The 24,775-nt window shown below is 71.4% G+C and carries 19 protein-coding genes; 6 read left to right on the forward strand and 13 right to left on the reverse strand.

Annotated features, from left to right (window positions below):
• The first annotated feature begins 164 nt into the window (after nt 1-164).
• The 5 genes from OHS16_RS14560 (at nt 165) to OHS16_RS14580 (ending at nt 6,945) form a co-directional block, all read left to right on the forward strand.
• Nucleotides 165-2,438, forward strand: coding sequence for a (Fe-S)-binding protein (locus tag OHS16_RS14560; RefSeq protein ID WP_328537625.1), 2,274 nt, complete (start codon nt 165-167; stop codon nt 2,436-2,438).
• Nucleotides 2,439-2,742: 304 nt separating this feature from the next.
• A complete protein-coding gene (locus OHS16_RS14565; RefSeq protein ID WP_328537626.1) occupies nt 2,743-3,117 on the forward strand; it encodes a hypothetical protein in 375 nt (124 codons plus the stop codon).
• A 70-nt stretch (nt 3,118-3,187) separates the two neighbouring features.
• Nucleotides 3,188-4,633 (forward strand): FG-GAP and VCBS repeat-containing protein, encoded by a 1,446-nt coding sequence (locus OHS16_RS14570; protein ID WP_328537627.1) that lies wholly within the window; start codon nt 3,188-3,190, stop codon nt 4,631-4,633.
• A 237-nt stretch (nt 4,634-4,870) separates the two neighbouring features.
• A complete protein-coding gene (locus OHS16_RS14575) occupies nt 4,871-5,716 on the forward strand; it encodes a serine hydrolase domain-containing protein (protein WP_328537628.1) in 846 nt (281 codons plus the stop codon).
• A 320-nt stretch (nt 5,717-6,036) separates the two neighbouring features.
• Nucleotides 6,037-6,945, forward strand: a complete 909-nt coding sequence (locus OHS16_RS14580; protein ID WP_328537629.1) for a Yip1 family protein — start codon at nt 6,037-6,039, stop codon at nt 6,943-6,945.
• A gap of 111 nt (nt 6,946-7,056) precedes the next feature.
• Here the strand turns inward: OHS16_RS14580 and OHS16_RS14585 are convergent, their stop codons facing one another.
• The 13 genes from OHS16_RS14585 to OHS16_RS14645 all read right to left on the reverse strand — a co-directional run bounded on the left by OHS16_RS14585 (nt 7,057) and on the right by OHS16_RS14645 (nt 22,903).
• Complete coding sequence (locus OHS16_RS14585) at nt 7,057-8,379, reverse strand: NADase-type glycan-binding domain-containing protein (protein WP_328537630.1); 1,323 nt, start codon at nt 8,377-8,379, stop codon at nt 7,057-7,059.
• Nucleotides 8,376-8,951, reverse strand: coding sequence for a phage tail protein (locus OHS16_RS14590; RefSeq protein WP_328537631.1), 576 nt, complete (start codon nt 8,949-8,951; stop codon nt 8,376-8,378). The genes OHS16_RS14585 and OHS16_RS14590 overlap by 4 nt, the downstream gene beginning before the upstream one ends.
• Nucleotides 8,948-10,906 carry a putative baseplate assembly protein gene (locus tag OHS16_RS14595; RefSeq protein WP_328537632.1) on the reverse strand — a complete coding sequence of 653 codons (1,959 nt, stop codon included), beginning with the start codon at nt 10,904-10,906 and terminating at the stop codon, nt 8,948-8,950. The genes OHS16_RS14590 and OHS16_RS14595 overlap by 4 nt, the downstream gene beginning before the upstream one ends.
• Entirely contained in the window at nt 10,906-11,343 is a 438-nt protein-coding gene (locus OHS16_RS14600) for a GPW/gp25 family protein (protein WP_328537633.1), read from the reverse strand. The genes OHS16_RS14595 and OHS16_RS14600 overlap by 1 nt, the downstream gene beginning before the upstream one ends.
• Nucleotides 11,343-13,250 carry a VgrG-related protein gene (locus tag OHS16_RS14605; RefSeq protein WP_328537634.1) on the reverse strand — a complete coding sequence of 636 codons (1,908 nt, stop codon included), beginning with the start codon at nt 13,248-13,250 and terminating at the stop codon, nt 11,343-11,345. Before OHS16_RS14605 ends, OHS16_RS14600 begins: the two co-directional genes overlap by 1 nt.
• Nucleotides 13,250-13,999 carry a CIS tube protein gene (locus OHS16_RS14610; protein WP_328537635.1) on the reverse strand — a complete coding sequence of 250 codons (750 nt, stop codon included), beginning with the start codon at nt 13,997-13,999 and terminating at the stop codon, nt 13,250-13,252. The genes OHS16_RS14605 and OHS16_RS14610 overlap by 1 nt, the downstream gene beginning before the upstream one ends.
• A complete protein-coding gene (locus OHS16_RS14615; RefSeq protein WP_328537636.1) occupies nt 14,000-14,437 on the reverse strand; it encodes a phage tail protein in 438 nt (145 codons plus the stop codon).
• Nucleotides 14,438-14,524: 87 nt separating this feature from the next.
• Entirely contained in the window at nt 14,525-15,268 is a 744-nt protein-coding gene (locus OHS16_RS14620; protein WP_328537637.1) for a hypothetical protein, read from the reverse strand.
• Nucleotides 15,269-17,894: 2,626 nt separating this feature from the next.
• Nucleotides 17,895-18,053 (reverse strand): DUF6760 family protein, encoded by a 159-nt coding sequence (locus OHS16_RS14625; RefSeq protein ID WP_328537638.1) that lies wholly within the window; start codon nt 18,051-18,053, stop codon nt 17,895-17,897.
• Complete coding sequence (locus OHS16_RS14630) at nt 18,050-18,514, reverse strand: hypothetical protein (RefSeq protein WP_328537639.1); 465 nt, start codon at nt 18,512-18,514, stop codon at nt 18,050-18,052. The genes OHS16_RS14625 and OHS16_RS14630 overlap by 4 nt, the downstream gene beginning before the upstream one ends.
• A complete protein-coding gene (locus OHS16_RS14635) occupies nt 18,514-18,957 on the reverse strand; it encodes a phage tail protein (protein ID WP_328537640.1) in 444 nt (147 codons plus the stop codon). The genes OHS16_RS14630 and OHS16_RS14635 overlap by 1 nt, the downstream gene beginning before the upstream one ends.
• A gap of 78 nt (nt 18,958-19,035) precedes the next feature.
• Nucleotides 19,036-20,628 (reverse strand): phage tail sheath family protein, encoded by a 1,593-nt coding sequence (locus tag OHS16_RS14640; RefSeq protein WP_328537641.1) that lies wholly within the window; start codon nt 20,626-20,628, stop codon nt 19,036-19,038.
• Nucleotides 20,629-20,770: 142 nt separating this feature from the next.
• Nucleotides 20,771-22,903, reverse strand: coding sequence for an eCIS core domain-containing protein (locus tag OHS16_RS14645; protein WP_328537642.1), 2,133 nt, complete (start codon nt 22,901-22,903; stop codon nt 20,771-20,773).
• A 340-nt stretch (nt 22,904-23,243) separates the two neighbouring features.
• Between OHS16_RS14645 and OHS16_RS14650 the strand changes: the two genes are divergently transcribed.
• Nucleotides 23,244-24,653 carry an RICIN domain-containing protein gene (locus tag OHS16_RS14650; RefSeq protein ID WP_328537643.1) on the forward strand — a complete coding sequence of 470 codons (1,410 nt, stop codon included), beginning with the start codon at nt 23,244-23,246 and terminating at the stop codon, nt 24,651-24,653.
• Nucleotides 24,654-24,775 lie beyond the last annotated feature (122 nt).

The raw sequence follows: 24,775 nt of genomic DNA on the forward strand, positions 1-24,775 counted from the left end.
GGCCGGGAGGGCGGTGTTGATCCGCTGAGGGCTACCTGAGCGACACAGATCACCGCCTCGCCCGGTACATCGCGGCCGGATAAGTGGGTACTCTCAGCACGGACTGAATTAAGTTACTGCTTAGTAATTGTGGAATCCCCACCTCGCAGGCCCGAGGAGCCCCCATGCAACTCGCCGCGATCATTGTGTCGCTGGTACTCGCCGTGGTCGGTATCGCGCTGTTCGCCCGAGCCATCGCGCAGATCTACCGCTATGTGCGGCTCGGCCAGGACGTCCCCGCGGGCACCCGCACGGACGAACCGGTCAAGCGCACCGTCACGGTGGTCAAGGAGTTCCTCGGCCACACCCGGATGAGTCAGTGGGGCATCGTCGGCTTCGCGCACTGGTTCGTGGCCGTCGGTTTCTTCTCCCTCGTACTGACCCTCGTGAACGCCATGGGCCAGCTCTTCAAGGCCGACTGGACGCTGCCGGTCATCGGCAACTGGCTGCCGTACGAGATGTTCGTCGAGTTCATCGGTGTGATGACCACGCTCGGCATCCTCACGCTGATCGTGATCCGGCAGCTCTCGCTGCCCACCCGCGCCGGCCGTAAGTCCCGCTTCGCCGGTTCCAACTTCGGCCAGGCGTACTTCGTCGAGGCCGTCATCCTCATCATCGGCCTGGCGATCTACACGCTGCGCGGGCTCGAGGGTGCGCTGGCAGGCGTGCACGGCTACGAGGCCGCCTACTTCGCGTCGTACCCGCTGGTCGCCGCGTTCAAGGGCATCAGCGTCTCCACGCTGCAGAACCTGGTCTACCTGACCGCCATGATCAAGATCGGGACGTCGTTCGTCTGGATGATCACGGTCGGCCTCAAGACCGACATGGGTGTCGCCTGGCACCGCTTCCTCGCCTTCCCGAACATCTGGTTCAAGCGCGAACAGGACGGCTCGGTCGCCCTGGGTGCCCTGCAGCCGATGACATCGGGCGGTAAGGAGATCGACTTCGAGGACCCGGGCGAGGACGACATCTTCGGTGTGTCCCAGGTCGAGCAGTTCTCCTGGAAGGGCCTGCTGGACTTCTCCACCTGCACGGAATGCGGCCGCTGCCAGTCGCAGTGCCCCGCGTGGAACACCGGCAAGCCGCTCTCCCCGAAGCTCCTGATCATGTCGCTGCGCGACCACGCGCACGCCAAGGCCCCGTATCTGCTGGCCGGCGGCGGCAAGAACATGGAGGGCGAGGAGCAGGCGACCGAGGAACAGCTCAAGGACGTGCCCGCCGCGGCGCTGGCCGAGGCCGAGCGGCCGCTGATCGGCACCCTCGAGGAGAACGGGGTCATCGACCCGGACGTCCTGTGGTCCTGCACCACCTGCGGCGCCTGCGTCGAGCAGTGCCCGGTCGACATCGAGCACATCGACCACATCGTCGACATGCGCCGCTACCAGGTGATGATCGAGTCCGCGTTCCCGTCCGAGGCGGGCACGATGCTCAAGAACCTGGAGAAGAAGGGCAACCCCTGGGGGCTCGCCAAGAAGCAGCGCGTCGAGTGGACCAAGGAGGTCGACTTCGAGGTCCCGATCGTCGGCCAGGACGTCGATGACCTCACCGAGGTCGACTACCTCTACTGGGTCGGCTGCGCCGGCGCCCTCGAGGACCGGGCGAAGAAGACCACCAAGGCTTTCGCCGAGCTGCTGCACATCGCGGGTGTCAAGTTCGCGATCATGGGCGGCGACGAGAAGTGCACCGGTGACTCCGCCCGCCGCCTGGGCAACGAGCCGCTGTTCCAGCAGCTCGGCCAGGAGAACGTGGCGATGCTGAACATGGCGTACGGCGAGGACGACGAGGACGCGGCCACCAGGAAGCCGAAGGCGTCGAAGAAGATCGTCGCGACCTGCCCGCACTGCTTCAACACCATCGCGAACGAGTACCCGCAGCTCGGCGGCGAGTACGAGGTCATCCACCACACCCAGCTGCTCCAGCACCTGGTCGACGAGGGCAAGCTGATCCCCGTCACCCCGGTCGAGGGTCTGATCACGTACCACGACCCCTGCTACCTGGGCCGCCACAACAAGGTCTACACGCCGCCGCGCGAGATCATCGCGAAGGTGCCCGGTCTGCGGAGCGAGGAGATGCACCGCCACAAGGAGCGCGGCTTCTGCTGCGGCGCCGGCGGTGCCCGGATGTGGATGGAGGAGCGGATCGGCAAGCGCATCAACAACGAGCGGGTCGACGAAGCCCTCTCCCTCAACCCGGACATCGTCTCCACTGCCTGCCCGTTCTGCCTGGTGATGCTGACCGACTCGGTCAACGGCAAGAAGAACGACGGCAAGGCGAAGGAATCGCTCCAGGTCGTGGATGTCGCGCAGCTGCTGCTCGACTCGGTGAAGGTCCCGGTCGACCCGGCCGGTGAGGCTGCCGCCGAGGACGCGCCGGAGCCGGAGCCCGAGCCCGCTCAGTAGTCCCCCGCAGGGGCGCCCTTGCACGGCAGTCCTTGCACGAAGTCCCCGCACGAACGAGAGGGGCCGGATCGCCTTCGTAGCGATCTGGCCCCTCTCGCGTTTCCCTCCAGGCGCTCGTTCACCACGCGATCACACCTGCCCCGCTTTCCCTTCGCATCCCGTACAACCATCCGGCCCCACCGGAAGTCTCTTCTCTGCCGAACACCTGTGCCTCCAGCGGCCATTGCCGCAGACCCGGCACAGCGTTCCGCGCCCCCGTCCACCGCGGGTGCCCCGGCACCGCACGGCGCAGGAGAAGACCCGCATGCAGCACCGTCTCCGTACCGCCCTCGCAGCAGCGGCCACCGCTGACCTCACCGGCAGCCCGCTGGCCGCAGGAGCGGACGGCGCATCCGCCGCACCCTCCGGGCGGCAGGGCGACTTCAACCGGGACGGGTGCCGCGACCTCGCGAGCGCCACGCGGATGTCCTCGGCCGGCGGCAAGCAGGACACAGGTGGCGTCATCGTCGTGCACGGCGCCGCCAAGAGGCTGGATCCCTCCCGCCGCACGGTCATCGCCACCTATCTGCGCGGTGCTCCCGGCGCCGGTTTCCCGGCCACCGGGTCGATCGGCTTCGGCCCCGGCTCGCCCGGCCGGCCCACCTCCTGCGGCGACTTCGGCGACCGGCTCACCGGCTGACGCCGGCCGCCCTCCACACGAGCCACCCCCCGCACCCCATCGGCCCCTGCCGACCAGAGGAGAACTCTCCGTGCACAGACAGCTCAGAACCGCCCTCGCCACCGCCGCGGCCGCCGCGCTCACCGGCGGCCTGCTGATCGTCACCGCGAGCACCGCGTCCGCCGCGCCTTCGGGCGCCCAGGGCGACTTCAACGGGGACGGGTACCGCGACATCGCGGTCGTCGCTCCGCTCGCCACCGTGAACGGCAAGGCCGGCGCGGGCTCCGTCTCGATCCTCTACGGCTCGAAGTCGGGGGCAGGCGCCTCGAAGATCCAGACAGTCAGCCAGAACAGCGCAGGCGTCCCCGGTGACGCCGAGAAGAACGACTACTTCGGCGGGATGAGCATCGCCGGGGACTTCGACGGCGACGGCTATGCGGACCTCGCCGTGGGTTCGAGCGGCGAGGACGTCGGTTCCGACATCGACGGCGGCTCGGTCACCATCCTCTGGGGCGCGAGTGGCGGCCTCTCGGGCGGCAACACCGTCAAGGACCCCTCGGCCTCGAGCCACGACCACTTCGGCAACCTGCTGGCATCGGGCGACTACAACGGCGACGGCCGGGCCGACCTCGCCATCGCGTCGGACCAGAACGTCGTGGACGTCTACCGCGGCGGCTTCACCAGGGCCGGCGGCACCGGCGGCCACTACTCGGTCACCGCACCGGTGCAGAAGGTGTCCGGCTCGGACTTCTTCAACCTGACCGCGGGCGACGTCAACCACGACGGCCGCACCGACCTCCTGGTCGACGGCTTCGAGACCGACAGCGCGGACGGGTGGAACTCCAACTACTACCTGCCGGGCAGCGCGTCAGGGGTGACGGCGGACGGTGCGCAGAAGCTCCCGGCGGGCGTCATCTCCGACATCGGTGACGTCAACGGCGACGGATACGGCGACATCGTCATCGGCGCCCAGTGGGACGCCGAGGTTCCCGGTTCGCACAAGGGCGGTGTCGTCACGGTCGTCTACGGGACGGCGAACGGCCCCGACGGCGGACAGGACTCCATCAACCAGGACTCGCCCGGCGTCCCGGGCGCGGGTGAGACGGACGACGTCTTCGGCTACGAACTCTCCCTCGGCGACATCAACGGCGACGGCCTGGACGACCTCGCCGTCGGCGCCCCCGGCGAGGACCTGAACGGCGTTGACGGCGCCGGCATGGTCACCGTCCTCTACGGCTCCACCGACGGCTTCGCCACCACCGGCGCGCAGGCTCTCGCCCAGGACACCCCGGGCGTCCCCGGGGACAACGAGAAGGGCGACGGCTTCGGCGGCGACGTCTTCCTCTCCGACACCAACAACGACGGCAAGGCCGACCTCACGGTCAGCTCCCCCTGGGAGAACAGCAGCGACGGCTACGTCGTCACGTTCAACTCCGACGGCACCAAGCTGGTGCCCACCGGCGCGGGCTACGGCCTCACCGCCACCAAGGTCTCGGCCGCCGGGACCCCGATGCTCGGCTCCGGCCTCACCGGCTGACGCGCGGGGGGGCCGTCCTGTGGACGGCCCCCCCCGGTTCCCCTGGATGAATGAGCCCGATGTACTCACCGGTCTCAGGCGATCAGGGATCGTGCGACCCTGGTAACGGTGGTCCGGTCGTTGTGCCGGATGCGGGCGGCGAGTGCGAGGAGCCGCCGGCCGGTGCGGGTGAGGACTCCGGCAAGGGTCCTGGTGCGGTGCCTGCGCGACCCCCGTTCCCCCAACCGAAAGCCCTCAATGCCCCCGGTGCCCACCTGCGTCCTCAGCAGCTTCGACGCCCCCCGGGCCGAACACGGCCATGACCTGGACCAGTTCGTCCAGATCGGCTCACTGTCCAAAGCACTCACCGGGACCGTGCTGGTCCGGCTCGCCTCAGCCGGGGTGCTTCAACTCGATGACCCCATCGAGCAGTTCCTCCGTGCTCCGGCCCGGACCGGCATCACGCTGCGACACCTCGCGGAACACACCTCAGGGCTCCCTCGGCTTCCGCCGCGTCTTCGCCGGTTCGACCCCTACGCATCGTTCGGCACCCACGCTCTGGACACCGTCGTACAGCGGCTCGATTCCCTCACCGGCAGCGCCCCGGGCCGAACGGAGGAGTACTCCAACCTCGGCTACGCCATACTCGGCGCCGCGCTGTCATCCGCGGCCGGAAAACCTTACGAGGAGCTGCTGAAGCAATACGTTCTCGCACCGCTGAACGTCAGCGACGTGACCGCGGACCCACCGCCGGACAGGCGGCTGAGCGCGCGCGGGCTGTTCGGACTGCCACGCCGCCCCTGGACCATGGGCGGCGCCATCCTGCCCGCCGGAGGGCTGTGGGCAACCCCCCGCGAAGCCGCCCGCCTGGTGACCGCACTGCTCGTGGACCGGACTCTGGGCGAGCCCGCACCGTCCTGGCAGAGGGCCGGCTCCCTTCTGTGGCACAACGGTGCCACACGCGACGCCTCTGTCTTCGCCGGCGCGATGCCGGACGGCACCTGGGTCCTGGTCCACCGCCTTTCCGGCCGGGCAGAGGCCACGGACAGCCTCGCCATCGAACTCCTGAAGGAGAACGGAACCCGACCGCCCCGCTGCTCTTGAGTCCCCTGAGGCGCTGACCGTCGGACACGAGTGAGCCCTGCGCGAGCCCATCGGGGGGTGCGACGACGGCGGCATGTTCCGGCGAGTGCCCCGGCAGTACGGCTACGGCAAGCGGGCACCTGCCGCGTGATCTCTGTTCACGAGCGCGATCCGGATCCACACCGGACCACCGGCACCGAGATCGGACAATCCTTGATCACCCACGCCCCCCGAGACCACCGGACTCGTTCCCCTAGGGGATGTCACAGCTCGGCAGCAAAGCCGGGCCTGTTGCCGCAGGCCCGGCACCTCACCCCCGCGGACCGGGTACGTTCGAAAGCGTGGCTGGATTCAGGATCGGACGCGGCCGGGAAAACCGCACGTCGCAACAACAACCTCAGCAGCAGCCGTACGGCAGGCAGGCTCCGCCTCCGCAGCACGGCGGCGGCGCTGGGCAGCAGCGGCGTGCGCAGCAGCACCAGTGGCCGCCGCAGGCGCAGCAGCCTTACGGCGAGCCGGAGTATTTCGACGACCCGTACCAGCAGGGCCGGCCCGGGCAGCAGGGTGCCTACGGCCGGCAGACGGGCCCGGACCCCTACGCCGGCACCGCGAACAATCCGGGGCACACCCAGGCCTTCAGCGTCGGCGAGGATCCGTACGGCGCGGGCAACACCTACCGTGCGGGCCAGACCGGTACGCCGCCGGCCGGACCGCGGCTGCACTGGAAGGAGCTGCTGCGCGGCATCGTGCTCCGCCCGGGGCCGACCTTCTGGCAGATGCGCGACCACGCGGTCTGGGGTCCGGCGCTGATCGTCACGCTGATCTACGGAATGCTCGCGCTCTTCGGCTTCGACCAGGCCCGCGAGGACACCGTCAACGCGACGATGGCCACCGCCATCCCCTACGTCCTGACGACCGGTGTCGCCTTCGTCATCGCCGGCCTGATCCTCGGTGCGGTCACCCACACCCTGGCCCGGCAGCTCGGCGGGGACGGCGCCTGGCAGCCGACCGTGGGCCTCTCCATGCTGATCATGTCCATTACGGACGTGCCCCGGCTGGTGTTCGCGTTCTTCCTGGGCGGCGAGAACGGCTTCGTCCAGATCCTCGGCTGGCTGACCTGGCTGGCCGCGGGCGCGCTGTTCACCTCGATGGTGAGCAAGTCGCACGACCTGCCGTGGCCGAAGGCGCTCGCGGCTTCGGCGATCCAGCTGATCGCGCTGCTCTCACTGCTGAAGCTCGGCACGCTGTAACAGGCGCCGTACACCTGACCTGACCGCCGTACACCTGACCTGACGGAGGGGCCGCAGCCGCATGGCGCATGCCATGGGCCGCGGCCCCTCCGCCGTGCGATGGGCCCGCTGTCAGGAGTTCCCGGACGTGGAACGGCCGAAGAGCTCGATCTCGGCGATGGACACCTGCTTCTTCGTCGAAATGCCGTACGCGGAGCGGAGGATGAAACGCACCGCTGTGACGGAGCCGACCCGGAAGGAACGGCGCTGGGCGCCGCTGCTCTGGTCGAGGGTGAGGAACCGGGTGCTGGTGTGCCCGTCGGCCGCCGTGATCCTGGCTTCGATGCGATGCGGCAGCGCGGCCTTCGAGAGATCGCTGGGCTGGGTGGAGATCCCCGGGGTGATGAGGACGTCGAGCAGCCGGGTGGGCTGCTGGAAACGCGCCTCGATCCACTCCCCGTCGCCGCTCTGCGAGACACCGGGGCCCCACCAGGTGTTATTGATCTTGTCGAAGGCCTTCGACGGGCCGTGGCCCGAGAAGGAGGCGGACGCCCGCACGGAGTCGGGGGCCACGGGAGCGCGCTTCGCGAAGTGATCGCGGACCGCGTGACCGGCCGGTCCCACCTGGAACGCGGCGACGACGAGAAGGGTGAGCGCGGCAGCGCCCGCCACCCAGGTCAGGACGCGGCCCAGACCGCGCCGCAGCCGGGGGCGGTCGCCGGCCCACGGCACCTCGCGGTTGCCGAAGCCGAGCCGGCGCCACCAGGGACGACGCGCGGGGTCCTCCGGGCGGCCCGCCATCGTCATGGCGCAACGGCGGCAGAAGTGCCGGTCAGGCCGGTTGCCTGTGCCGCACCAGGGGCAGAGTGCGCCGCCGCCGTCATCCGGTTCCTGCCCCGGAGCCGAGACGAGGGGGCGGGCAGCGGCCGGCCGGCCGGGCAGGACCGGAGCAACCGAGTGCGCCTCCGGTACCCGCTGCTCGGGGTCGGCGACCGGGACGAGCAGTGCCCTGGCCCGGTCCTGTTCACGGTCCCGGTCGGTGAGAGCGGCGAGCGGTTCGGTGTCCTCCTCCCCGCCTCCGTCCGGGGCCGCCGCGCCGGGGGCAGGCGTGGGCCCGGGTCCGGAGCCTTCAGGCCCTCCGGGCGCCCCGGGCCCCTGGGAAGCGGCGACCGGCGGCGATGCGTGGTGCTGAGCGCCGCGGTCGGCGGGTTCGGCAGGCTCCGCGGGCGCGGCAGGTGCGGCCGCTGCGGCAGGTGCGGTGGCCTCCGCGGGCGCAGCCGGCGCGGCGCCCGCGCCGGCTGCCCGGACCTCGGCGTTTCCGGGGCTCCAGCGGAGCACCGCACCGCAGCCGTCGCAGAAGGAGTGGCCGGGCGTGGCGAGTGTGCCGCACTCGGCGCAGGCCGGAGCCTGCGCCGCTTTCCGGCCCGGTTCGGCGCCGGGGGTCTGGGTGGTCATCTGCCGGGGGTCCTTTCGGCTGCGGTCACCTGGACCGTGTAGGGCATGTGGGCGGGACGGGCGGCCGCCACCAGGCTCTCCAGCCGGTGCTGGTCGGTGGGGCCGGGGTCGGGCAGGGCGAGGGCTACGTGCAGACGCGGACGGCGCTCACCCGGGACCGGGCCGAGCGGCTTCGCGTTCCAGTCGGCCGCACCGCTCTCGGTGATCTCCGGCCATGCGCCGAAGGCGAGCCGGATCGCCTCCGCGAGACCGCGCCGGGTGCCCCGGATCCGGTGCAGATAAGAAGCGGCGGCCACCGCGGTACGGAGTACGGCCTCACTGTCCTTGCGGCCGGGTCGGTCCGCGACACCGGTCTCCGCGCCGACCCAGTCGCCGAGCCAGCGGGTGAAGTCGACCGGTGCGAGCGACGGGGTGAAGTAGGCGTCCAGGCAGTCCAGCACGTTGTGGATCGGCGCGAGGACCTCGTCGAGCCCGGCGACGAAACGCTGGGCCAGATCGTCGTCGGCGAAGACCGCCGGAAGCATCATGCCCAGCGGGGCCGAGGAGCCGAGGCCGTCCACGGAGCCCCTCATGAGCCGTCTCCGATGACCCGGACCCGGTGGTCGAAGGAGAAGACCAGGGCCGGTGGTTCGAGGTCGATCCGCTCAGTGGGATCACCCCTCTTGCCGGTCAGTGGGTCCGCCGGGTGCAGCAGCACCTCGTCGACCAGTTCAACACCGGGCACCCGCTGGAGGACCGCGAAGACCTCGCCGGACTGCACCGGCCGCCCGAACGGCCAGCCCTTGCCGTGCGCGCCCCCGGTCAGCGGGTCGAGATGCCGGTACAGAGCCTCGTGGGCCTGCCTTCTGACCGTGTCGGTGTCGGTGCCCCGGAATGCGTGCAGCGTCGCCACGACCGTGACGCCCTGGTAGTAGGGCGGGCCCACGGCCAGCCGGGTGCCGAGCAGCCGGCGGTCGTCGAGGTACCGGGTGATCCGCTCCAGCAGCGCGTCGCCGGGGACGAGTTGCTCGAAGCGCAGCCATCCCCCGGGGTCGGACACCGCCTGCGGGACCACCAGAACCCGTACCGCATGGGCGCCGTGCTGGTCGGCCTCGCCCTCGATGCAGGTGATCCGGGCGGTCTCCGGGGCAGCGCGGCGGGCCAGTTCCTCATAGTCGCGCAGGGTCACCGCGCGGTCCTGGGCGCGCAGGGTGATGGGTGCGCGCGCCTTGGCCTCGGCGACGCTCTCGCCGTCCACACCACCCCTGGCGGCCTCCCGGTTGACGACTTCGGAGACGTACGGAACCGAGTTGCGCAGCACCTGCACGGCGCCCCGGGCGACATTGCCGCTGCGTCCACCGCCGGTGCGGTATCTGCGGGCCCGGATGACGGCTCCCTTGGGCGGGACAGCGCCGTACTGGCGCAGGGCGCCGTCAGGTTCGCGTACCGCGGGACCGAAGGCGATCTCGCCGGTGGCCGCGTCCAGGGTGAGATGGCGGTCCAGCGGCCCCGATGCGGCGAAGTGCGGGACGACCTCCCAGTCGGTCCAGGCGTCGCGCTCGGCGATCTGGAGATGCAGGGGCGGCAGATCGCCCACCACCGGGGCGTTGGCGAGCCGCAACCGCTGGCCCGGCAGGCCGGTGGACTCCCCCAGTGCCTCGTCACGCACCGTCTCGGCGTGGACGACGCCGGTGGTGCCGCCGATGGTGAACGCCTCCGCGGAGCGGACGGTGGGGGATGTGGTGTAGAAGGGCTGACCGGCCTCCGGTCCGGTGACCCGGCAGCGCAGCCAGCCGGCCTCCCGGCGTACGTTGCGCGAGCGGGCGTGACCGCCGGGAACGTGCAGCACGACCTCGCCCGGCCGGTTGAGCCCGCCGGTGCCGTCCCGTTCCACCTCGCAGGGGCGCCAGCCGTCCTCGGTCCATGCCTCCCAGACCAGCGGCGGCTGCCGGGGGTCCACACCGACACCGTCGACCTGGCTGTCGAGCGTCAGCACCACCACGCAGTGCGGGACCGCCGCGGTCAGCCCCAGCAGCATGCAGTCACCGGGCTGCGGCGACTCGGCGAAGCAGAGCAGATCCTTGCCCTCGCCGACGTCCGACGTCCGGTCGACCGCTGCCTCGCCGTTGCGCTGGACGACGAGATGCGCCAACTCGCAGGACACCACGCTGAGATCGCGTTCGGTGGCGAAGACCACCGCTTCCTCCGCCTCGGTGCGGACGGTGGAGACCTCCGTGCCCGCGGGCAGTTGCACGGCGTCGTCCAGCGGTGCGGACAGCCAGAAGGTGACATCGGTGCGCGCGGCGGACGGCGGGAAGAGCGTGATGCCGATCAGGTCGAGGAAGGCGAGATGGTTCTTCTCGGGAACCCGGTTCAGCCGGTACACGATCTGGTCGGCCATGTGCGCGACCGTCTCGACGAGAGTGACCCCGGGGTCGGACACGTTGTGGTCCGTCCACTCGGGGGCGCGCTGCTGGATGTAGCGCTTGGCGTCGTCGACGAACTGCTGAAAACGGCGGTCGTCGAGATTGGGGGAGGGCAGAGCCATCAGCGGTCGCTTTCGGTGGCCGGCCCGGAGTCCGAGGACGGCTCGTCGTGGGAGGGGATGACATAGAACGGGAAGACCAGGCTGCGCGGGTTGTTGGTGCCCCGGACCGAGTAGCGGACATCGATGAAGAGCACGCCCTGCTGGTCCCCCGCGGTCACCTCCACGTCCTCCACCTCGATCCGCGGCTCCCAGCGGTCGAGGCTGGCGTACACCTCGTGCTGGATGCGGCCGGCCGTCGCCTCGTTGACGGGGGCGAAGACCATGTCGTGGATGGCGCAGCCGAAGTCGGGCCGCATGGGACGTTCGCCTGGGGCGGTGGCCAGGACGAGCCGGATCGCCTCCTCGATCTCGCGCTCCCCGCTGACCATGGCGATACCGCCGGTGGGGCCGATGCGCAGCGGGAACGCCCAGCCGGTGCCCACGAATTGCTCTGCCATCAGACCACCGGCATTCCGTTGGCGGTGACCAGACCGAGGAGATCCACCTTGACCGCCTTGATGCCCATCTCCGCGATGGCGCTGAGCTGGAGAGTGCCCTCGCTGGAAATGCTGGCGAGACCGATCGCGTTGAGGCTCATGGCGCCCTCCGCCTCGATGGCGAGCAGACCCGCCGCGTTGATGTTGAACGGGCCGCCGAGCGTCTTGGCGTTGATCGACTTCGCCTGGATGTCCAGGATCCCGCCGCTCCTGATGGACAGCCTCCGGCCGGCCTTGAGGGTCAGGTCGCGGTCCGCCTCCACGGACACCGACCGCGCGCCGTGGATGGTGACGCTGCCCTTGCTGTCGACGGTGATCTCCGTCCTGGCCCGGTCGAGTTCGACGGTCAGCCGGTTGTCGCCCGAGCTGAGCCGCACACCCCGCTTGCCGGTGCGCTGGTCGAGCAGGTCGATACGGTCGCCGCTGCGGTCGGCGAGTGTGCGCCGTACGGTCCTGCCGTTGGTGGGGTCGTAGAGCGGGACGTCGACCTTGCCCGGCAGGTCCTTGCCGTTGTAGAGGCCCCCGATCACGAACGGGTGGTCCAGGGCGCCCCGGTCGAATCCGACCAGCACCTCGTCCATCACATCGGGGGCGATCACCCCGCCACCGCCCACGCCGCCGTACTGCACGGTCCGGGTCCAGTCACTGACGTAGTCGTCGTCGAGCCACGGGAAACGCAGCTTGACCCGGCCCTGCCGCTTCGGATCCTTGACGTCGGTGACCAGTGCGTTCGCCACACCCGGCAGCCGGGGCGAAGTGCCGGACCCGCCCGATGCCAGGCCGTACAGGGACCGCCACTGGCGTCCGCTGACCGTGAGGAACGTCTCGTAGTGCCGGCCGTCGCCGAAGGTGTGGCGGGCCGCCGTCACCGTGTACTTGCCCTCGAAGGGCTCACCCACGTCCGCGAGGGCGACCGGGACACCGGGCCGCAGCTGGGGGTTTCCGCGTACGGTCACCTCCAGCTCGGCGAACGCGGCGGTCACGTCGTCGGCGAGCGCCGCTGCTGCCTTCTTCGCCTGGGGCGCGGTGTCGTACGGGATGTCGGTCTCCACGAGCACCGCGCTGCCGAAGGCGCCGACCGCCGTGGCAGGGGTGGTCCCGATCGTGATGCCCGGGTTGCCGGCGGCCGGCGAACCCTCCTTCAGGTCGCGCTTCTTCGTCACGTCCCAGCCGCGCACATCGACCCTGCTCACCTGGTCGGCCGAGGTGACGGCGGCACGGCAGCGCAGGATGTCGACGCCCGCCTCCAGGACGAACGCGCTCTTCTCGCTCGGTGTGCTCACCGGGGGCGCGCCGGATGCCGGGTCGGCCTTGACGAACCGGAACCGGCCCTTGGAGTCCAGGGACATCACCATCTCGTTCTCGTCCGCCAGCCGACCGAGGAAGTCCCAGTCGGTGACGTTCGCCTGCGAGATGAAGTCGTAGATGTTCCTGGTCCGGTCGATGGTGCCGACCGGAACCTTGTCCTTGGCCGCCAGCTTCCTCGCGATGTCCGCCGCGGTGACGTTGGTGTACGCGACGACCCGGCGCTGCCGCAGCATCCGGTGCCCGAGGTCGTAGCCCCGTACGACGGTGTAGGTGCCGGTGCCGTCGTAGTCGCTCTCCAGACCGGTGACCTCGCCGGTGATCAGCGGGGACTGGGCGCCCTTGCCGTCGGCGACCGGTGCCAGGACCACGTCCGCGCCGATCTTGGCGCCCGATTCGCCGAGCACCTTCTTCTTCGGGTCGCGGAAGGTGAGCTGGAACGCGCCCGGCACCCCGGCACCGAAGTCGACCCATCCCGCGACCAGCAGGGTGGCCAGGGTCGGCGTCAGCGGTTTGCCGGCGATGGTGACATGGAGAACGTTGGAGTAGCCGATCTGGGTCATCAGTGGCCGACCTCTTCAGCGGCGGGAAGCATGAGTTCGGTGCCCGGGCTCAGCTGCGCCGGGTCGTCGATGCTGTTGGCCTCGGCGATCGCGCGCCACACGGTGGCGTCCCCGTACTCGCGCCAGGCCAGGAACTGCAGCGAGTCACCGGCCACGACGCGGTGCACCCTGCGGGCGGTGAGCGCGCCGGACGTGGGGTTCTGTCCGGCCGTCTTGCTCGGGATCTCGTGCAGATGCACCTGGCAGGTGGCGCGGATCGGTATCCCGGTGGTGCCGAACAGGCTGTAGGTGGCGTCGACCGAGCTCACATAGGCGGTGAAGCGCGCGGTGGAGAACGCGCCCCACTGGAAGACCACCCAGGGTGTGGACGGCTGCTTCGCGGCGATGCTCGCCGCCGTCACCTCGCAGCAGGAGAAGAGCGACTCGACGTTCTTGCGCACATCGTTGCTGTCCGGATCGTCGGAACGGTCCAGGAAGATCTCGACCGTCATCTCCCTGGGCTCGGGGCCCATGAACTCCGGGACCGCGCCGTCGCGCACCGCGGCCGTGGGGGTGGTCTTCCACTGCGCGCGGCGGCTCAGCGCCAGCTGGGAGGGATTGAAGTCGAAGTCGAACGTGCGGATCAGCCCGCCCGGCGTGGTGCTGTATCCCACCGGCGGCTGGTGAATGGCGAGCGTGGCACGCACCAGGCTCTTGCCCGCGCCCCTGCCGCCGCCCCTGCCGCCCTTGCCGCCACCCTTGATCGCCATCTACGCCGCCCCCGCGTCCGTGAAGCCGTGGTGGGTGATCTCCAGGGTCTCGGTGGCGACCGCCGGGCTCGACGGGTCCAGGGAAGGGCCGCGCCAGCTCACCGGCAGCACGTCGATCAGCCCCCAGCGGGCGACCAGCGAACCGTCGGCACGGAGCGCCGCGATCTGCGCGGTGGGGCGGGTGACGCCGGTGGTGATGGAGGAGATCCAGGCGGCGACCTTCGCGGTGTCCGGTGTGAGCGGACGGGTCAGCGTGATGTTGGAGAAGGTGACCCGTGACGGCAGCTGCCACACGAAGCCGTTGTTGCCGCCCTCCTGGTGCTGCTCGATCTCCACCTGCGAGGAGAGCCCTTCGCAGCCGTTGAACGTGCCCAGGCTCTCACCGTCGATGGACAGGTTGAAGAAGATGGTGGAGCCGGGATCCAGGTCCTGGGGCATCGGGTGCGGCTTTCCTTCCTGTGGTGCTGTGCGGGTGGTGCTTCGGTGGTGCGCCGGTCGGTCGTCGTCGGACGGTCGGGGCGGGGATCAGCGGCGGGGATCGCGCAGTCTGCCGATCCGTTCGCGGTCCATCCGCAGTTCCGTCCGCAACAGCCGGGTCAGCGGACCGATCAGCCGATGGGTCAGTTCGTCCACCTGCCCGTCGGAGAGCTTCCTGGCATCGAAACCGGCGCCCGGGCCGTCCTGCGAACGGACGTGCCGAGTACCGCCGTTGGAGTTCCGCGGTGGCGGTCGCCTGCTGTACGGGGGCGGGCTCTCGGCGCGCTCGGTGTACGGGGGCGGCGCGCCGGAGTTCCCACCGCTTCCCGTGCCGCCTGCCGGGACGGTGACGGGCGACACCACCGGTGCGGCGGGCGTGGCCGGCTTCAGCAGCCTGGGCGGTGCCGGCGCATGCGACGACGGAGTGCCCGGCGCCCGCTGCACCGGCAGCGCCACTGGCGGCGCAGCCGCGGCGGCGCGAGGTGTCACCACCGGAGCATCCTGCCGTGCCGTACCGCTCAGGGGCCTGACCGGCGCCGCGTTGCCGGGCGGTGCGCCGTCCGGCACGGGAGGGGTTGCGGCCCGCTGCACGGGCAGCGCGGGGAAGGCTTCGGCGACACCGCTGAACCGCCGGTCGTCGACCCCGCGTCTGACCGGGCCGCCGCCCTGCGAAGAGACCGGGGAAGCGTCGGCGCCGCCCCGGGGGGCTGTGGCGGATGCGGTGTTCTGGACGGCGGGCGCCCGGGCCGACATCAGCTGAACCGGCGGCGGCACGGGCGCGGGTGCGGACATGGCGCCCGGGGTGCGAGGAGGGAGGAGGGAGGTGCCCGGGACCGGTGTACGCACCGTCACCGGACCGGCGGGTCCCGGTCGCACAGGTGAATGCGCCGACGACTGCGCCGGTGCGGGTGCCGGTGGCCTCCCTCGGCCGGACGCCGGCGCCGAGTCCGGCCCCGGTCGCCCGGTAGCGGGTGCCGAGCGCCGTTGGACGACCGGGACACCGGACGTGACGGGTGCGGTTACCGGTGCGCCCGCCGTCGAACCTGAGGCGTCCACGGCGGTGTTGATGGTCGCCGGACGGACGGGCCCGGTGGGTGGTGGTGCTGCGTGGGCTGCCGTTGCACGGGAGGCGGCAGGGACACCCGGGGCACCGGATGCGGCCGGGCGAAGCGCCGCGGCGTCCGGGACCTCCCGCCGCTGCACGGGGACGGCTGCGGCCGGCGCCGTCACCGCGCGCGCGGAGGACAACGGGCTCGCTGAGGGCGCCCGTTCGGAGCGGGGGCCGGCCGGTGGGCGAGCGCTTCCCGGCCGGTTCGCGGGCGGGGCGGGAGACGACGCGGCCGCCGGTCCTCCCGGAAGCGGCCCGGTGGGCGCGGGAGCGCGTTGCACGGCGGGGCCAGGGGCGGCGCCGGTGCCCGAACCCGCACCCGCGGTGGTGCGGGACGGCGTCGCCGCGCCGTCGGCCGACGACCGCAGGTCACCGGCCGCAGGTCGGGCCGGGCTTTCGGCGGGCCCGCCCGTCCCTGGCGAACCCGCGGCGGCGGGCCGGGGGTTCACGGGGGCCGGGACGGCTGCGGCGGCCGCGCGCCGCACGGCCGCCGGTGTCCCGTCGAGGGGTCGCGCACCCGGCGGCGGCCCAGCCAGCGGGGCTCCCAGAAGGGGCCGCCGCAGGGGTGCTGCCGCCGGGGCTGCACGGCTTGTCTGTACGGGCATGGTGGGGGCGGCCCCGCCCTGCCCGGGCGCGGCCTTCCGCACGGGCGCGGCCGCAGGTCCGGACACGGGTGTGCCACCGGGGACTGCGGCCGGGGGCGGGGTCGCACCGCCGCTTCCCGCGGGCCCGGCCGTCACGGCACGCTCCGGGCCCGGACCGGAGGCCGGAGCGGCAGCCGGCCCAGGGTCCCCCACAACCGGGCGGGAAACAGGGGTGGTTGAAGGCACGGCGGGCCCGGCGGCCGGGCGCGATTCCGATCCGGCGGCGGATCCGGTGCGAGGGCCGGGGCCGGCCGCTCCGCCACGCACCGGCGCGCCGAGTCCGGCTGCCCTGCGGGGTCCTCCGGGCGCCGCCAGCCGCTGCACGTGAGCGGCACCGGTGGCCGGCTGGGCCGCACTCCGCTGCTGAGCGCCGCTCGCGGGCGCGCCCTGGGATGCGGTCCGTCCATCGCTGCCTCGGTCTACGCGACCGGGCGCCGTGCCGTCGGATGTCGCGTTCCTGCCGGACGCACCGCCGCGGTCCGGCGCACGCCGGGCCGGGACGCCCGTGCTCGCACCGCCTGGCGGCGTGGCTTCCGGCGCCGCGGATCGCTGGACCGCACTGCTCCGGGCACCCGCGGCGGCCCGGCCCGCAGGACCCGCAGGGAGTGCTGCGGTCACCGGACCGGCCTGGCGCGGCGGCAGGGCAGCCCGCGGCGAAGCCATCGGGAGCTCCGGCCCCGCAGAACCGCCCGGCTCGGCCCGCACGGCCGGATCCGCTGTCCGGGCCCGTGGCGGAACCGGGGATGCGCCGGCCCGGCCCGCAGGACGGACCGCCGTGTTCGCGGCGGCAGAGGCGGCGCCACCCGAACTCCGCTGCTCCGCGCGGTTCGTGGAACGGTTCGCGGAGAGCGGTGGCGCGGGGCCAGGCTCCGGTGCGGGCACCGTCCGGCCCGCGGGTGCGACACCGCGGTCCGACGGCGCTCCCGGCGCGGTGGATGAGCGCTGCACCGGGAGCGGGCCGGGGCCCGTCCCCTCGGGAGCCGGCTGCTCGGCCACGGGACGGGTCGCACCCGCGGCCCCTGCGCCGGTACCGGCGGAGGGGCCATGTGACGATCGGGCCGCAGGACCGGCCGGTTCTGCCTCCCGGGCGGGAGGCTCACCCGCCGGTGCCGGGCGGGCCGCGGCCGGCAGGACCCGTCGCTGCGTGGCGGGCGGAGCAGGCGCCCTGGTCAGAGCGGCCGGCCGGTTCGGCTCGCGGCGTACCGGCGCGACCCGGGGGCCGGCCGGGCGGGCGGCCTCGACGACACGCTGGACCGAGAAGGCAGCCGGCGGCTCCTGGCCGGCGCTGCCCGTACCGTCATCGGCCACAGCGACCGGGAGCGAGAGCCCGGGCAGCCCGAGTCCGGCCGACGGGTGAGTGACAGCCGGCGTCAGGGCGTCCCGGAGCACACCGGCCGGAGCTCCGTCGAGCACGGCATGCGAGAGCGACCCGGCGAAGGAGGGGTTCTGCCAGGTCGCCAGCCGGGACCCGAAGTCGGCCGTCGCAACGGCATGTGCCGAAGCGCCAGCGGCGGCACGCTGGATCAGCGGCAGGCCGCGCCAGCCGCTGTCCGGAGCACCGGCTGCGCCGGGCGCAACGGGTGCCGGCTCGGCGGCGGGCGCGGCGGCGGCCGGACCGGTACGTCCCCGCAGTCGATCGAGGATTCCCATGGCCGTGCCCCGCCCCCTACCGCTCCGCCGAGGCACGCGTCACGAGCGTGGCGATCTGCTCGGCGTACCGGCGCCGGTCGCGGTGTTCGAGGTCCAGGATGTCCTCCAGGCTCCAGTGGAAGTGATAGGCGATGTACGCGATCTCCTCGTGGACTCGTTCGGTCGCGTACGTCACGATTCCCCCAGGCGGCTCCCGCCGAGTTCGACCTCGAACGGCTGCTCGCAGTGCGGACAGGTCACTCCGGCCCTGGTGTGGCCCTCGGCGTTGACCTGACGGTAGAAGTCCTGCAGAAAGGCGAGGTCGGAGGCGAACATGTTCTCCACCACCCCGTCGTGCATGTGCGGCACGCTGCCCAGCCGGGTGATGACCCGGCCCAGCAGCACCACCGACAGATAGGCCGGGTTCTCCTGCACACGTACGTCCCTGAGCGGGATCAGCTCGTCGCGTGCGGTGGCCAGCCGCATCACGCCTTCGCGGTGCACCGTCCCGGAGTCGTCGACATATCCGCGCGGCAGCTCGAAGGCGAACTCGGTGCGCAACTGCTGCCTCACCGGCGCGGGTTCGGCCGGCACCGACGCCTCCGGAAGTCCGGCGGCGGCCGTACCGGCAGACTGAACAGCCGTTCCCCTGCGCATTACTCCATGATCATTTCTTCGTAGGTGATGGTGACGCTCTCGGTCAGCGCGGATGCCTCGCCGGCCTTCACCGTGCTGGCCGACACCTTGCTGCACCAGGCGTTGCGCAGGTGGTAGCGCTTCACCGGGTTGTTCTGGTAATCCATCACCAGGATGCTGGCGTTCTTGCGGGCCGATCCCATGTCTCCGCGCACCGAGGCGTTGATCCAGTCGTTGAAGGCCGTCGACTGGGTCATACCGCGTACGACGGTGGCCTCGCCGGCCTTCTTCACGCCGGGCAGTTTCTTGGTGACGGGCTGGCCGTTGGCGGAGACCTGCTGGAATTCGATGACGTCCTGCGTCATGTCCAGGCCGTTGACCTCCTGGAGGTACTCGACCATGACGCCGTCGATCTGCAGGCCGAAATTATGTGAAGTGAGGGAATCGCCGGGCTGGAGACTCATGAGCTCTGTTCCTTCTGCTGGGGCTGGCCGTCAAACTCGCGAGCGGTACCGGCCGGACCGGCCGGTACCGGAGCACTGCTACTCCTCCAGCTCGCCGCCGCCGCTGGAGAACTGGGCCAGCCGGAAGATCACGAACTCGGCGGGCTTGACCGGGGAGACACCGATCTCACAGATGACACGGCCGAGGTCGACGGACTCGGGCGGGTTGGTCTCGGCGTCGCACTTCACGTAGTAGGCGTCCTCCGGCGTGCTGCCGAAGAGGGCGCCGTTGCGCCACTCGGTCACCATGAAGGCGGAGATGTTGCGCCTGATCCGGGCCCACAGCGCCTGGTCGTTCGGTTCGAAGACGACCCACTGGGTACCGGTGAGGATCGACTCCTCGAGGTAGTTGAAGTACCGGCGCACGTTGAGGTAGCGCCAGGCCGGGTCGGAGGAGAGGGTGCGCGCACCCCAGATCCGGATCCCGCGGCCGGGGAAGGAGCGGATGCAGTTGATGCCGATCGGGTTGAGCAGATCCTGCTCACCGCGGGTGATCTGCATCTCCAGGTCCACCGCGCCGCGCACGACCTCGTTGGCAGGGGCCTTGTGCACACCGCGCTCGAAGTCGTTGCGGGCCCACACCCCGGAGACGTGACCGCTGGGGGGCACCAGCCTGGTCTGGCCGCCCGCCGGGTCGAACACCTTGATCCACGGGTAGTACAGGGCCGCGTACTTGGAGTCGTAGCCGGCCGTCTCCTGTCGCCATACCCGGATCTGGCGGGCGTTGAGGCCGGGCGGCGGGTCGATGACCGCCATCCGGTCGCCCATCAGCTCGCAGTGCGCGATCAGACCGAGCTGGACCGCCTTGACGGACTCCAGGTCGATGGCACCGCGCTGGTAGGCGGCCATCAGGTCGGGGACCGCGACCATCGAGATCTCGTCCACCGCTTCGAGACCGCCGAAGCCGGTCCGGTCGGCGGAGTCGCCCAGGTAGTCACCGATCCGCACCTGCTCGCCCGGCGTCTCCACCGGAAGGGGCGCCGCCGCCTGCGCGGGCGGCGCCGCGAGCGCCACCGACTGGTTCTCCGGCCTGGCGAGCTGCGCGGCCGCCGCGGCCTCCTGGAGAACGATCAGCTTCGAGCGTTCCTTGACCTGCGTGACCACATAGTTGCGACTGCCCTTCTTCGCCGACACGTCGAAGGCCTCGGCCACCTTCTCGCCGTCCTTGACGACCAGCTTGAAGCGGTCGGCGGGGCCTTCGGCGTCCGCGACCTCGACGCTGATCGCGCCGCTCTCGCCGGGCGCGATCGCCGACACCTCGAAGGTACCGAGCTGCTTCGGCTCACCGGGCGGCAGCGCCGCAGGGGCTCCGGTACCCGCGGTGACGGCCGCCGGGCCCTGGCCCGCGTCGTCCGAAACCCCACCGGGCACCCCGCCGACGCGCACCACGTAGGCGGCGGAACCGCCGTTGTTGAAGAAGCCGTAGACCGAGTGCGCGAGGTAGTAGCCGTCGGTGAACTCCCCGAACGAAGCCACGTACTGCGTCCAGTTGGTCACCAGCGTCGGCTCGTTGAGCGGGCCGACGGGCGCGAGACCGACGAAGGCGGCCACCGATGTGCCCACTCCCTCGATCGGACGCGAGCCGCTGGCCACCTCCTCCACGTACACGCCTGGTGACAGGTAAGACGGCATACTCAGCTCTCCTCGGGGTACAGGACAGGACCTGACTCAGCCTTCCTCGACATGCCCGTCCGCGTAACGGCCCCCCGTACCTTTCCGGGGGCATGACGGCTGCCCCGAAGGGCATGCCCGCGCCCACCAGGTCCCGGTCGGCTCAGGGGTTACCGTGCGCCCCCGCGGCAGCCGGGGCCGCCGCCATCTGCGGGGGCGGCGGCGCCGCCGCCAGCACCTGGTGGATGTGCTGGTACACCCGGATGGCGTCGTCGCAGAGCAGCGCGTACTGGCGCAACGCCGCCTGCTGCTCCTGCCGTTGTCCGGCCGTTTCCGCCTTCCGGTACTGGGCCGCCGCCGTGGAGAGCCCCGCGACACGCGAGCCCAGATCGGCGAGAACACCGCTGAGCTGAGGCGCCGGCGCGGCGGACCGGCTGTCGTGGTCGTGCACCGCGCGCGCCAGCTTGGGGTGCTCCTGGCGCAGATGGCCCGCCCACGCCTCGATACCGCTGAGCGTGCTGCCGGGACTGAAGCCGCGCAGTCCCTCCTCCCGGTCCAGCATGTTGTACGGGACGCCGAAGTTGCTCGCGATGTCGAGCACCTCATGCAGGGTGTGGTAACCCCACTTGACGGTGTGGTCGTAGTCGAGGCGCCAGAAGGCGAACAACGCCCAGGCGGCGGCGGACAGCTGACGGCCCGATGCACCGGCGTACGCGCCCTGGTTCATCATCCGGGCCGTGGTCTCCGACTGGCCCACCCATACGGGCACGTTGTGCTGCCGGGCCAGCGTCGTGGTGGGGTCGCCCTCGTCGCGGGTGATGAAGCCGACCCCACGGTCGACGTGCATTCCCTTGCTGTGCACCGCCTTCGCACGGTGACCGTCGGAGCCGATCTCCGACGTACCGGTGATCTGGTCGGGATGCGGCGGCGGGAGCAGGCCGCTGCCCGCGGTGGCCGCGCCGTGCCGGGCGGCCAGGAAGTACTCCATCGCATCGTGCATGGTCACGATCTTGTCGCGGATGTCGTACTTCTCAGGGTGCGCCAGCACCGCGAGCAGGTCCGAGCCGATCCCCGTCCTGGCTGCGGGGTTCGTGGCACCGACCTTGTCGAAGTGGGTGCGGTAGGTGCCGTACTGCCGGCCGTTCACCAGGCCGGTGCCGAGTTCCTTGATGATCTGGTCGTACATGCCGGGCTTGAGGCCCGGGTGGCCCGGGCTGCCGGGCGATCCGCCGAGACCGGTGATCCATGTGTGCACCTTGGCCAGCACGATGTCGAGATTGACCTCGACCTCGTCGTTGCCCTTCACCTGCTCGGCGAGCTCCTTCTCGCGGTGGCGTCCGGGCTTCTGCCGCACCCAGCCCAGCACCCCGGCGTAGAGCTGCGCGACCCCGGGGTAGCTGTGGTTGCGGGCCTTGCGCCCGTACACGGGGTGGTGCTTGTTCGTGGCGTCCTTCTCACCCGCCCCCGCGTCGTTCACCCACTTGTCCAGCTGCTGCTTCATCGCCAGCTGGTGTTCCTGGAATTCCTTCTGGCGCTCCGGGGGCTCGTTCCTGACGAAGGTCTCGATCTCCTTCCACAGCGGCCCGGAGTCCTTCTCGTGCGCACCCGCGTGCTGGTTGGAGTACACCGTGCCCGCCAGCACGACGGCACGCTGGACCGGCGCCGCCTGCGGCCGGCTCTCCGCCGTGTGCTGCCCCGCCATCACCGGCTCTGCCCCGGCCGGGTGGCTCAGAACCTGATGGGCGGTCGCCTCGGCCTCGCGTTCGAAGCGGTCCGACGGATCCGACACCGACAGACCCGAACCGTTGTCGGTGCCGGCGACCGGCCCCCTGCGCTGCTGGATCACATGGGTCAGCTCATGGGCCAGGGTGTGCCGGTCGGCACCGCCGTCCCCGACCACCACATGGTTGCCCGACGTGTAGGCACGCGCTCCCACCTCGGCGGCGGAGCGTCGCGCCTCGGTGCCGGTGTGCAGCCGGACATCGGAGAAGTCCTCGCCGAACCGCGCCTCCATGTCCGCTCTCACCGCACCGTCCAGGGCCCGGCCGGGGGCCCGGAGGACACCGGCAACGGCGGAACGCTGGACGGCAGCGCCGTCCACCCGCTCGTCGCCGAGGATCCGGCTGACAGCGGCGTTGCCCAGGGCACGTTGCAGCGCCGCGACGTCCCCGGCTGCCGGGCGCCCGGCAGCCGCCCGCCCGGCGTGTCCGGCCAGCAGGAACGCCGCTGCCTTCCTCGCTTCGGGGCCGCCCGGGGCGACCCGCGCGGTTCCGTCTTCAGGCCGATGTGCTCGCATGCGCTCTCCCTGGACCGGTCGATCCCGTAACCGCTGGAATCAACCAGTTCCGCGGAAGCCGCGAAAGGGCAACGGGGGCAGACCACCGGGCACCGCTACCGGCCGGCCGGGCCGGGCCTCCGGGCGGGCTGTGCGGCGGCCGTCCGGCCCGTGGCATCGCCACGGCTCCCGCCCCGGCGGCCGGCCGTACCCGGGCCCGCACGACCGGCGGATACCGGCGAAGGCCGACGCTCGCCGCGCGCCATCCGCCGGATCCGCCCGTCGGACTCGGCCTGTTCGGGCAACGGCCCTGCCCCGCAGCCTGGCGACCGGACCACAGCCCCTCGTCTAGCGTCGGCATGTGAGCATCTGGACCTCCATCGAGCCCGCGTCCACCACCGTGGATCCCGGCAGCACGACCACCGTGCGGCTGAGGCTTCGCAACACCGGGGACATCGTCGACGAGTACCGGTGCGTACCGGTCGGTGACATCGCCCCGTACATCACCGTGGAACCCGCGACGATACGGCTGTATCCCGGCACGACGGGCACGGTCGAGCTCACCTTCGCACCACCACGCACCCCGGACGCGACCGCCGGCCCCAACCCCTACGGCATCCAGATCACCCCCACCGAACACCCCGGGGCAACCACCGTCCCCGAAGGCAACCTCACCATCACGCCGTTCACCGAGGTACGCGCCGAACTCGTCCCCCACACCGTCAAAGGCCGCTTCCGCGGACGCCCCAAACTCGCCATCGACAACATCGGCAACACCAGGCTCACCGCCTCCGTCAATGGCAGCGAAAACGGCGACCAGCTCTCCTACGAGATCCACCCCGCCAACGTCCAGATCGAGCCCGGCCGCGCAGCCTTCGTCAACACCACCCTGCGCCCCCGCAACATCACCTGGTTCGGGCGAAAGGAAAACCGCCCCTACCGCCTCGCCGTCCAGCGCTCCGGCACCCCACCCCTCACCATCGACGGCACCTACGTACAAAAAGGCTTCCTGCCACGCTGGCTCGCCACGTTCCTCGCCGTGGCCCTGGCTCTCACGGTGATGTTCGTGATCGCCTGGTTCGCCTACAAACCGCAGGTGCACAGCCTGGCGACGGAACAGCTCGCCGAGTCCGGCAAGAAGCTCCCCACCCCGACACCGAGCGCGCCGCTGCCCCAGCCGTCGCCGAGCTCATCGGCCGCCGCGCTTCCCGTCCCCTCGCCCAAGCCCGGTGACAGCGGAGGCGGTTCGGGCGGCGGCAAGCCGAAGACGCGGAAGAAGCCGGATCCGGCCAGTGCCAGCAGGGTGCTCATCAAGAACACCACCACCGGCAAATGTGCCAACCTCCCCGGCTTCGACAAGGGCACGGTGGGCGGCGATGTGACCGAGTGGACCTGCGACGGCACGGCAAACGACAACCAGCTCTGGAACTTCGAGGTCCGCTACGCCAAGGGCGGCCCGAACGACAACAGCCTCTTCCAGATACGCAACGTCAAGGACGACTTCTGCATGGATCTCCCGGAGCGGGGCGGCCAGCCGGCCACGACCCATCTCAGGGAGTCGGGCTGCGACGGCACCCAGGCCGACAACCAGCTCTGGTGGCTGGACAAGCAGTCGGACGGTCACTACTGGATCCGCAACTACGCCAGCAACCACCTCTGCCTGGATGTCTCCGGATACAGCGACGGCAAGGACGCCACCCCGCTCACCATCTATGAGTGCAGCAACACCGACGACCAGGAGTGGATCATCGTCAAGCCGACCACTCCGTAACCCCGCTGTGCCGCCGGGGCAGTTCGGGACGCCTCCACGGGCAGCCGGAGTGCCCGGCGGCCTGCTGACCCCGGGCCGGTGCGCCGGCTACCGGACAGCCCTCAGCGTCGGCATGTGAGCAT

The sequence above is a fragment of the Streptomyces sp. NBC_00344 genome, from assembly GCF_036088315.1.
Classification (GTDB): Bacteria; Actinomycetota; Actinomycetes; order Streptomycetales; family Streptomycetaceae; genus Streptomyces.

Coding starts and splice junctions, on each gene's coding strand:
- OHS16_RS14560 (WP_328537625.1), top strand. CDS start 165: ATGCAACTCGCCGCGATCATTGTGTCGCTGGTACTCGCCGTGGTCGGT.
- OHS16_RS14565 (WP_328537626.1), top strand. CDS start 2,743: ATGCAGCACCGTCTCCGTACCGCCCTCGCAGCAGCGGCCACCGCTGAC.
- OHS16_RS14575 (WP_328537628.1), top strand. CDS start 4,871: ATGCCCCCGGTGCCCACCTGCGTCCTCAGCAGCTTCGACGCCCCCCGG.
- OHS16_RS14585 (WP_328537630.1), bottom strand. CDS start 8,379: ATGACCACCCAGACCCCCGGCGCCGAACCGGGCCGGAAAGCGGCGCAG.
- OHS16_RS14590 (WP_328537631.1), bottom strand. CDS start 8,951: ATGAGGGGCTCCGTGGACGGCCTCGGCTCCTCGGCCCCGCTGGGCATG.
- OHS16_RS14595 (WP_328537632.1), bottom strand. CDS start 10,906: ATGGCTCTGCCCTCCCCCAATCTCGACGACCGCCGTTTTCAGCAGTTC.
- OHS16_RS14600 (WP_328537633.1), bottom strand. CDS start 11,343: ATGGCAGAGCAATTCGTGGGCACCGGCTGGGCGTTCCCGCTGCGCATC.
- OHS16_RS14605 (WP_328537634.1), bottom strand. CDS start 13,250: ATGACCCAGATCGGCTACTCCAACGTTCTCCATGTCACCATCGCCGGC.
- OHS16_RS14610 (WP_328537635.1), bottom strand. CDS start 13,999: ATGGCGATCAAGGGTGGCGGCAAGGGCGGCAGGGGCGGCGGCAGGGGC.
- OHS16_RS14615 (WP_328537636.1), bottom strand. CDS start 14,437: ATGCCCCAGGACCTGGATCCCGGCTCCACCATCTTCTTCAACCTGTCC.
- OHS16_RS14620 (WP_328537637.1), bottom strand. CDS start 15,268: ATGTCCGCACCCGCGCCCGTGCCGCCGCCGGTTCAGCTGATGTCGGCC.
- OHS16_RS14630 (WP_328537639.1), bottom strand. CDS start 18,514: ATGCGCAGGGGAACGGCTGTTCAGTCTGCCGGTACGGCCGCCGCCGGA.
- OHS16_RS14635 (WP_328537640.1), bottom strand. CDS start 18,957: ATGAGTCTCCAGCCCGGCGATTCCCTCACTTCACATAATTTCGGCCTG.
- OHS16_RS14640 (WP_328537641.1), bottom strand. CDS start 20,628: ATGCCGTCTTACCTGTCACCAGGCGTGTACGTGGAGGAGGTGGCCAGC.
- OHS16_RS14645 (WP_328537642.1), bottom strand. CDS start 22,903: ATGCGAGCACATCGGCCTGAAGACGGAACCGCGCGGGTCGCCCCGGGC.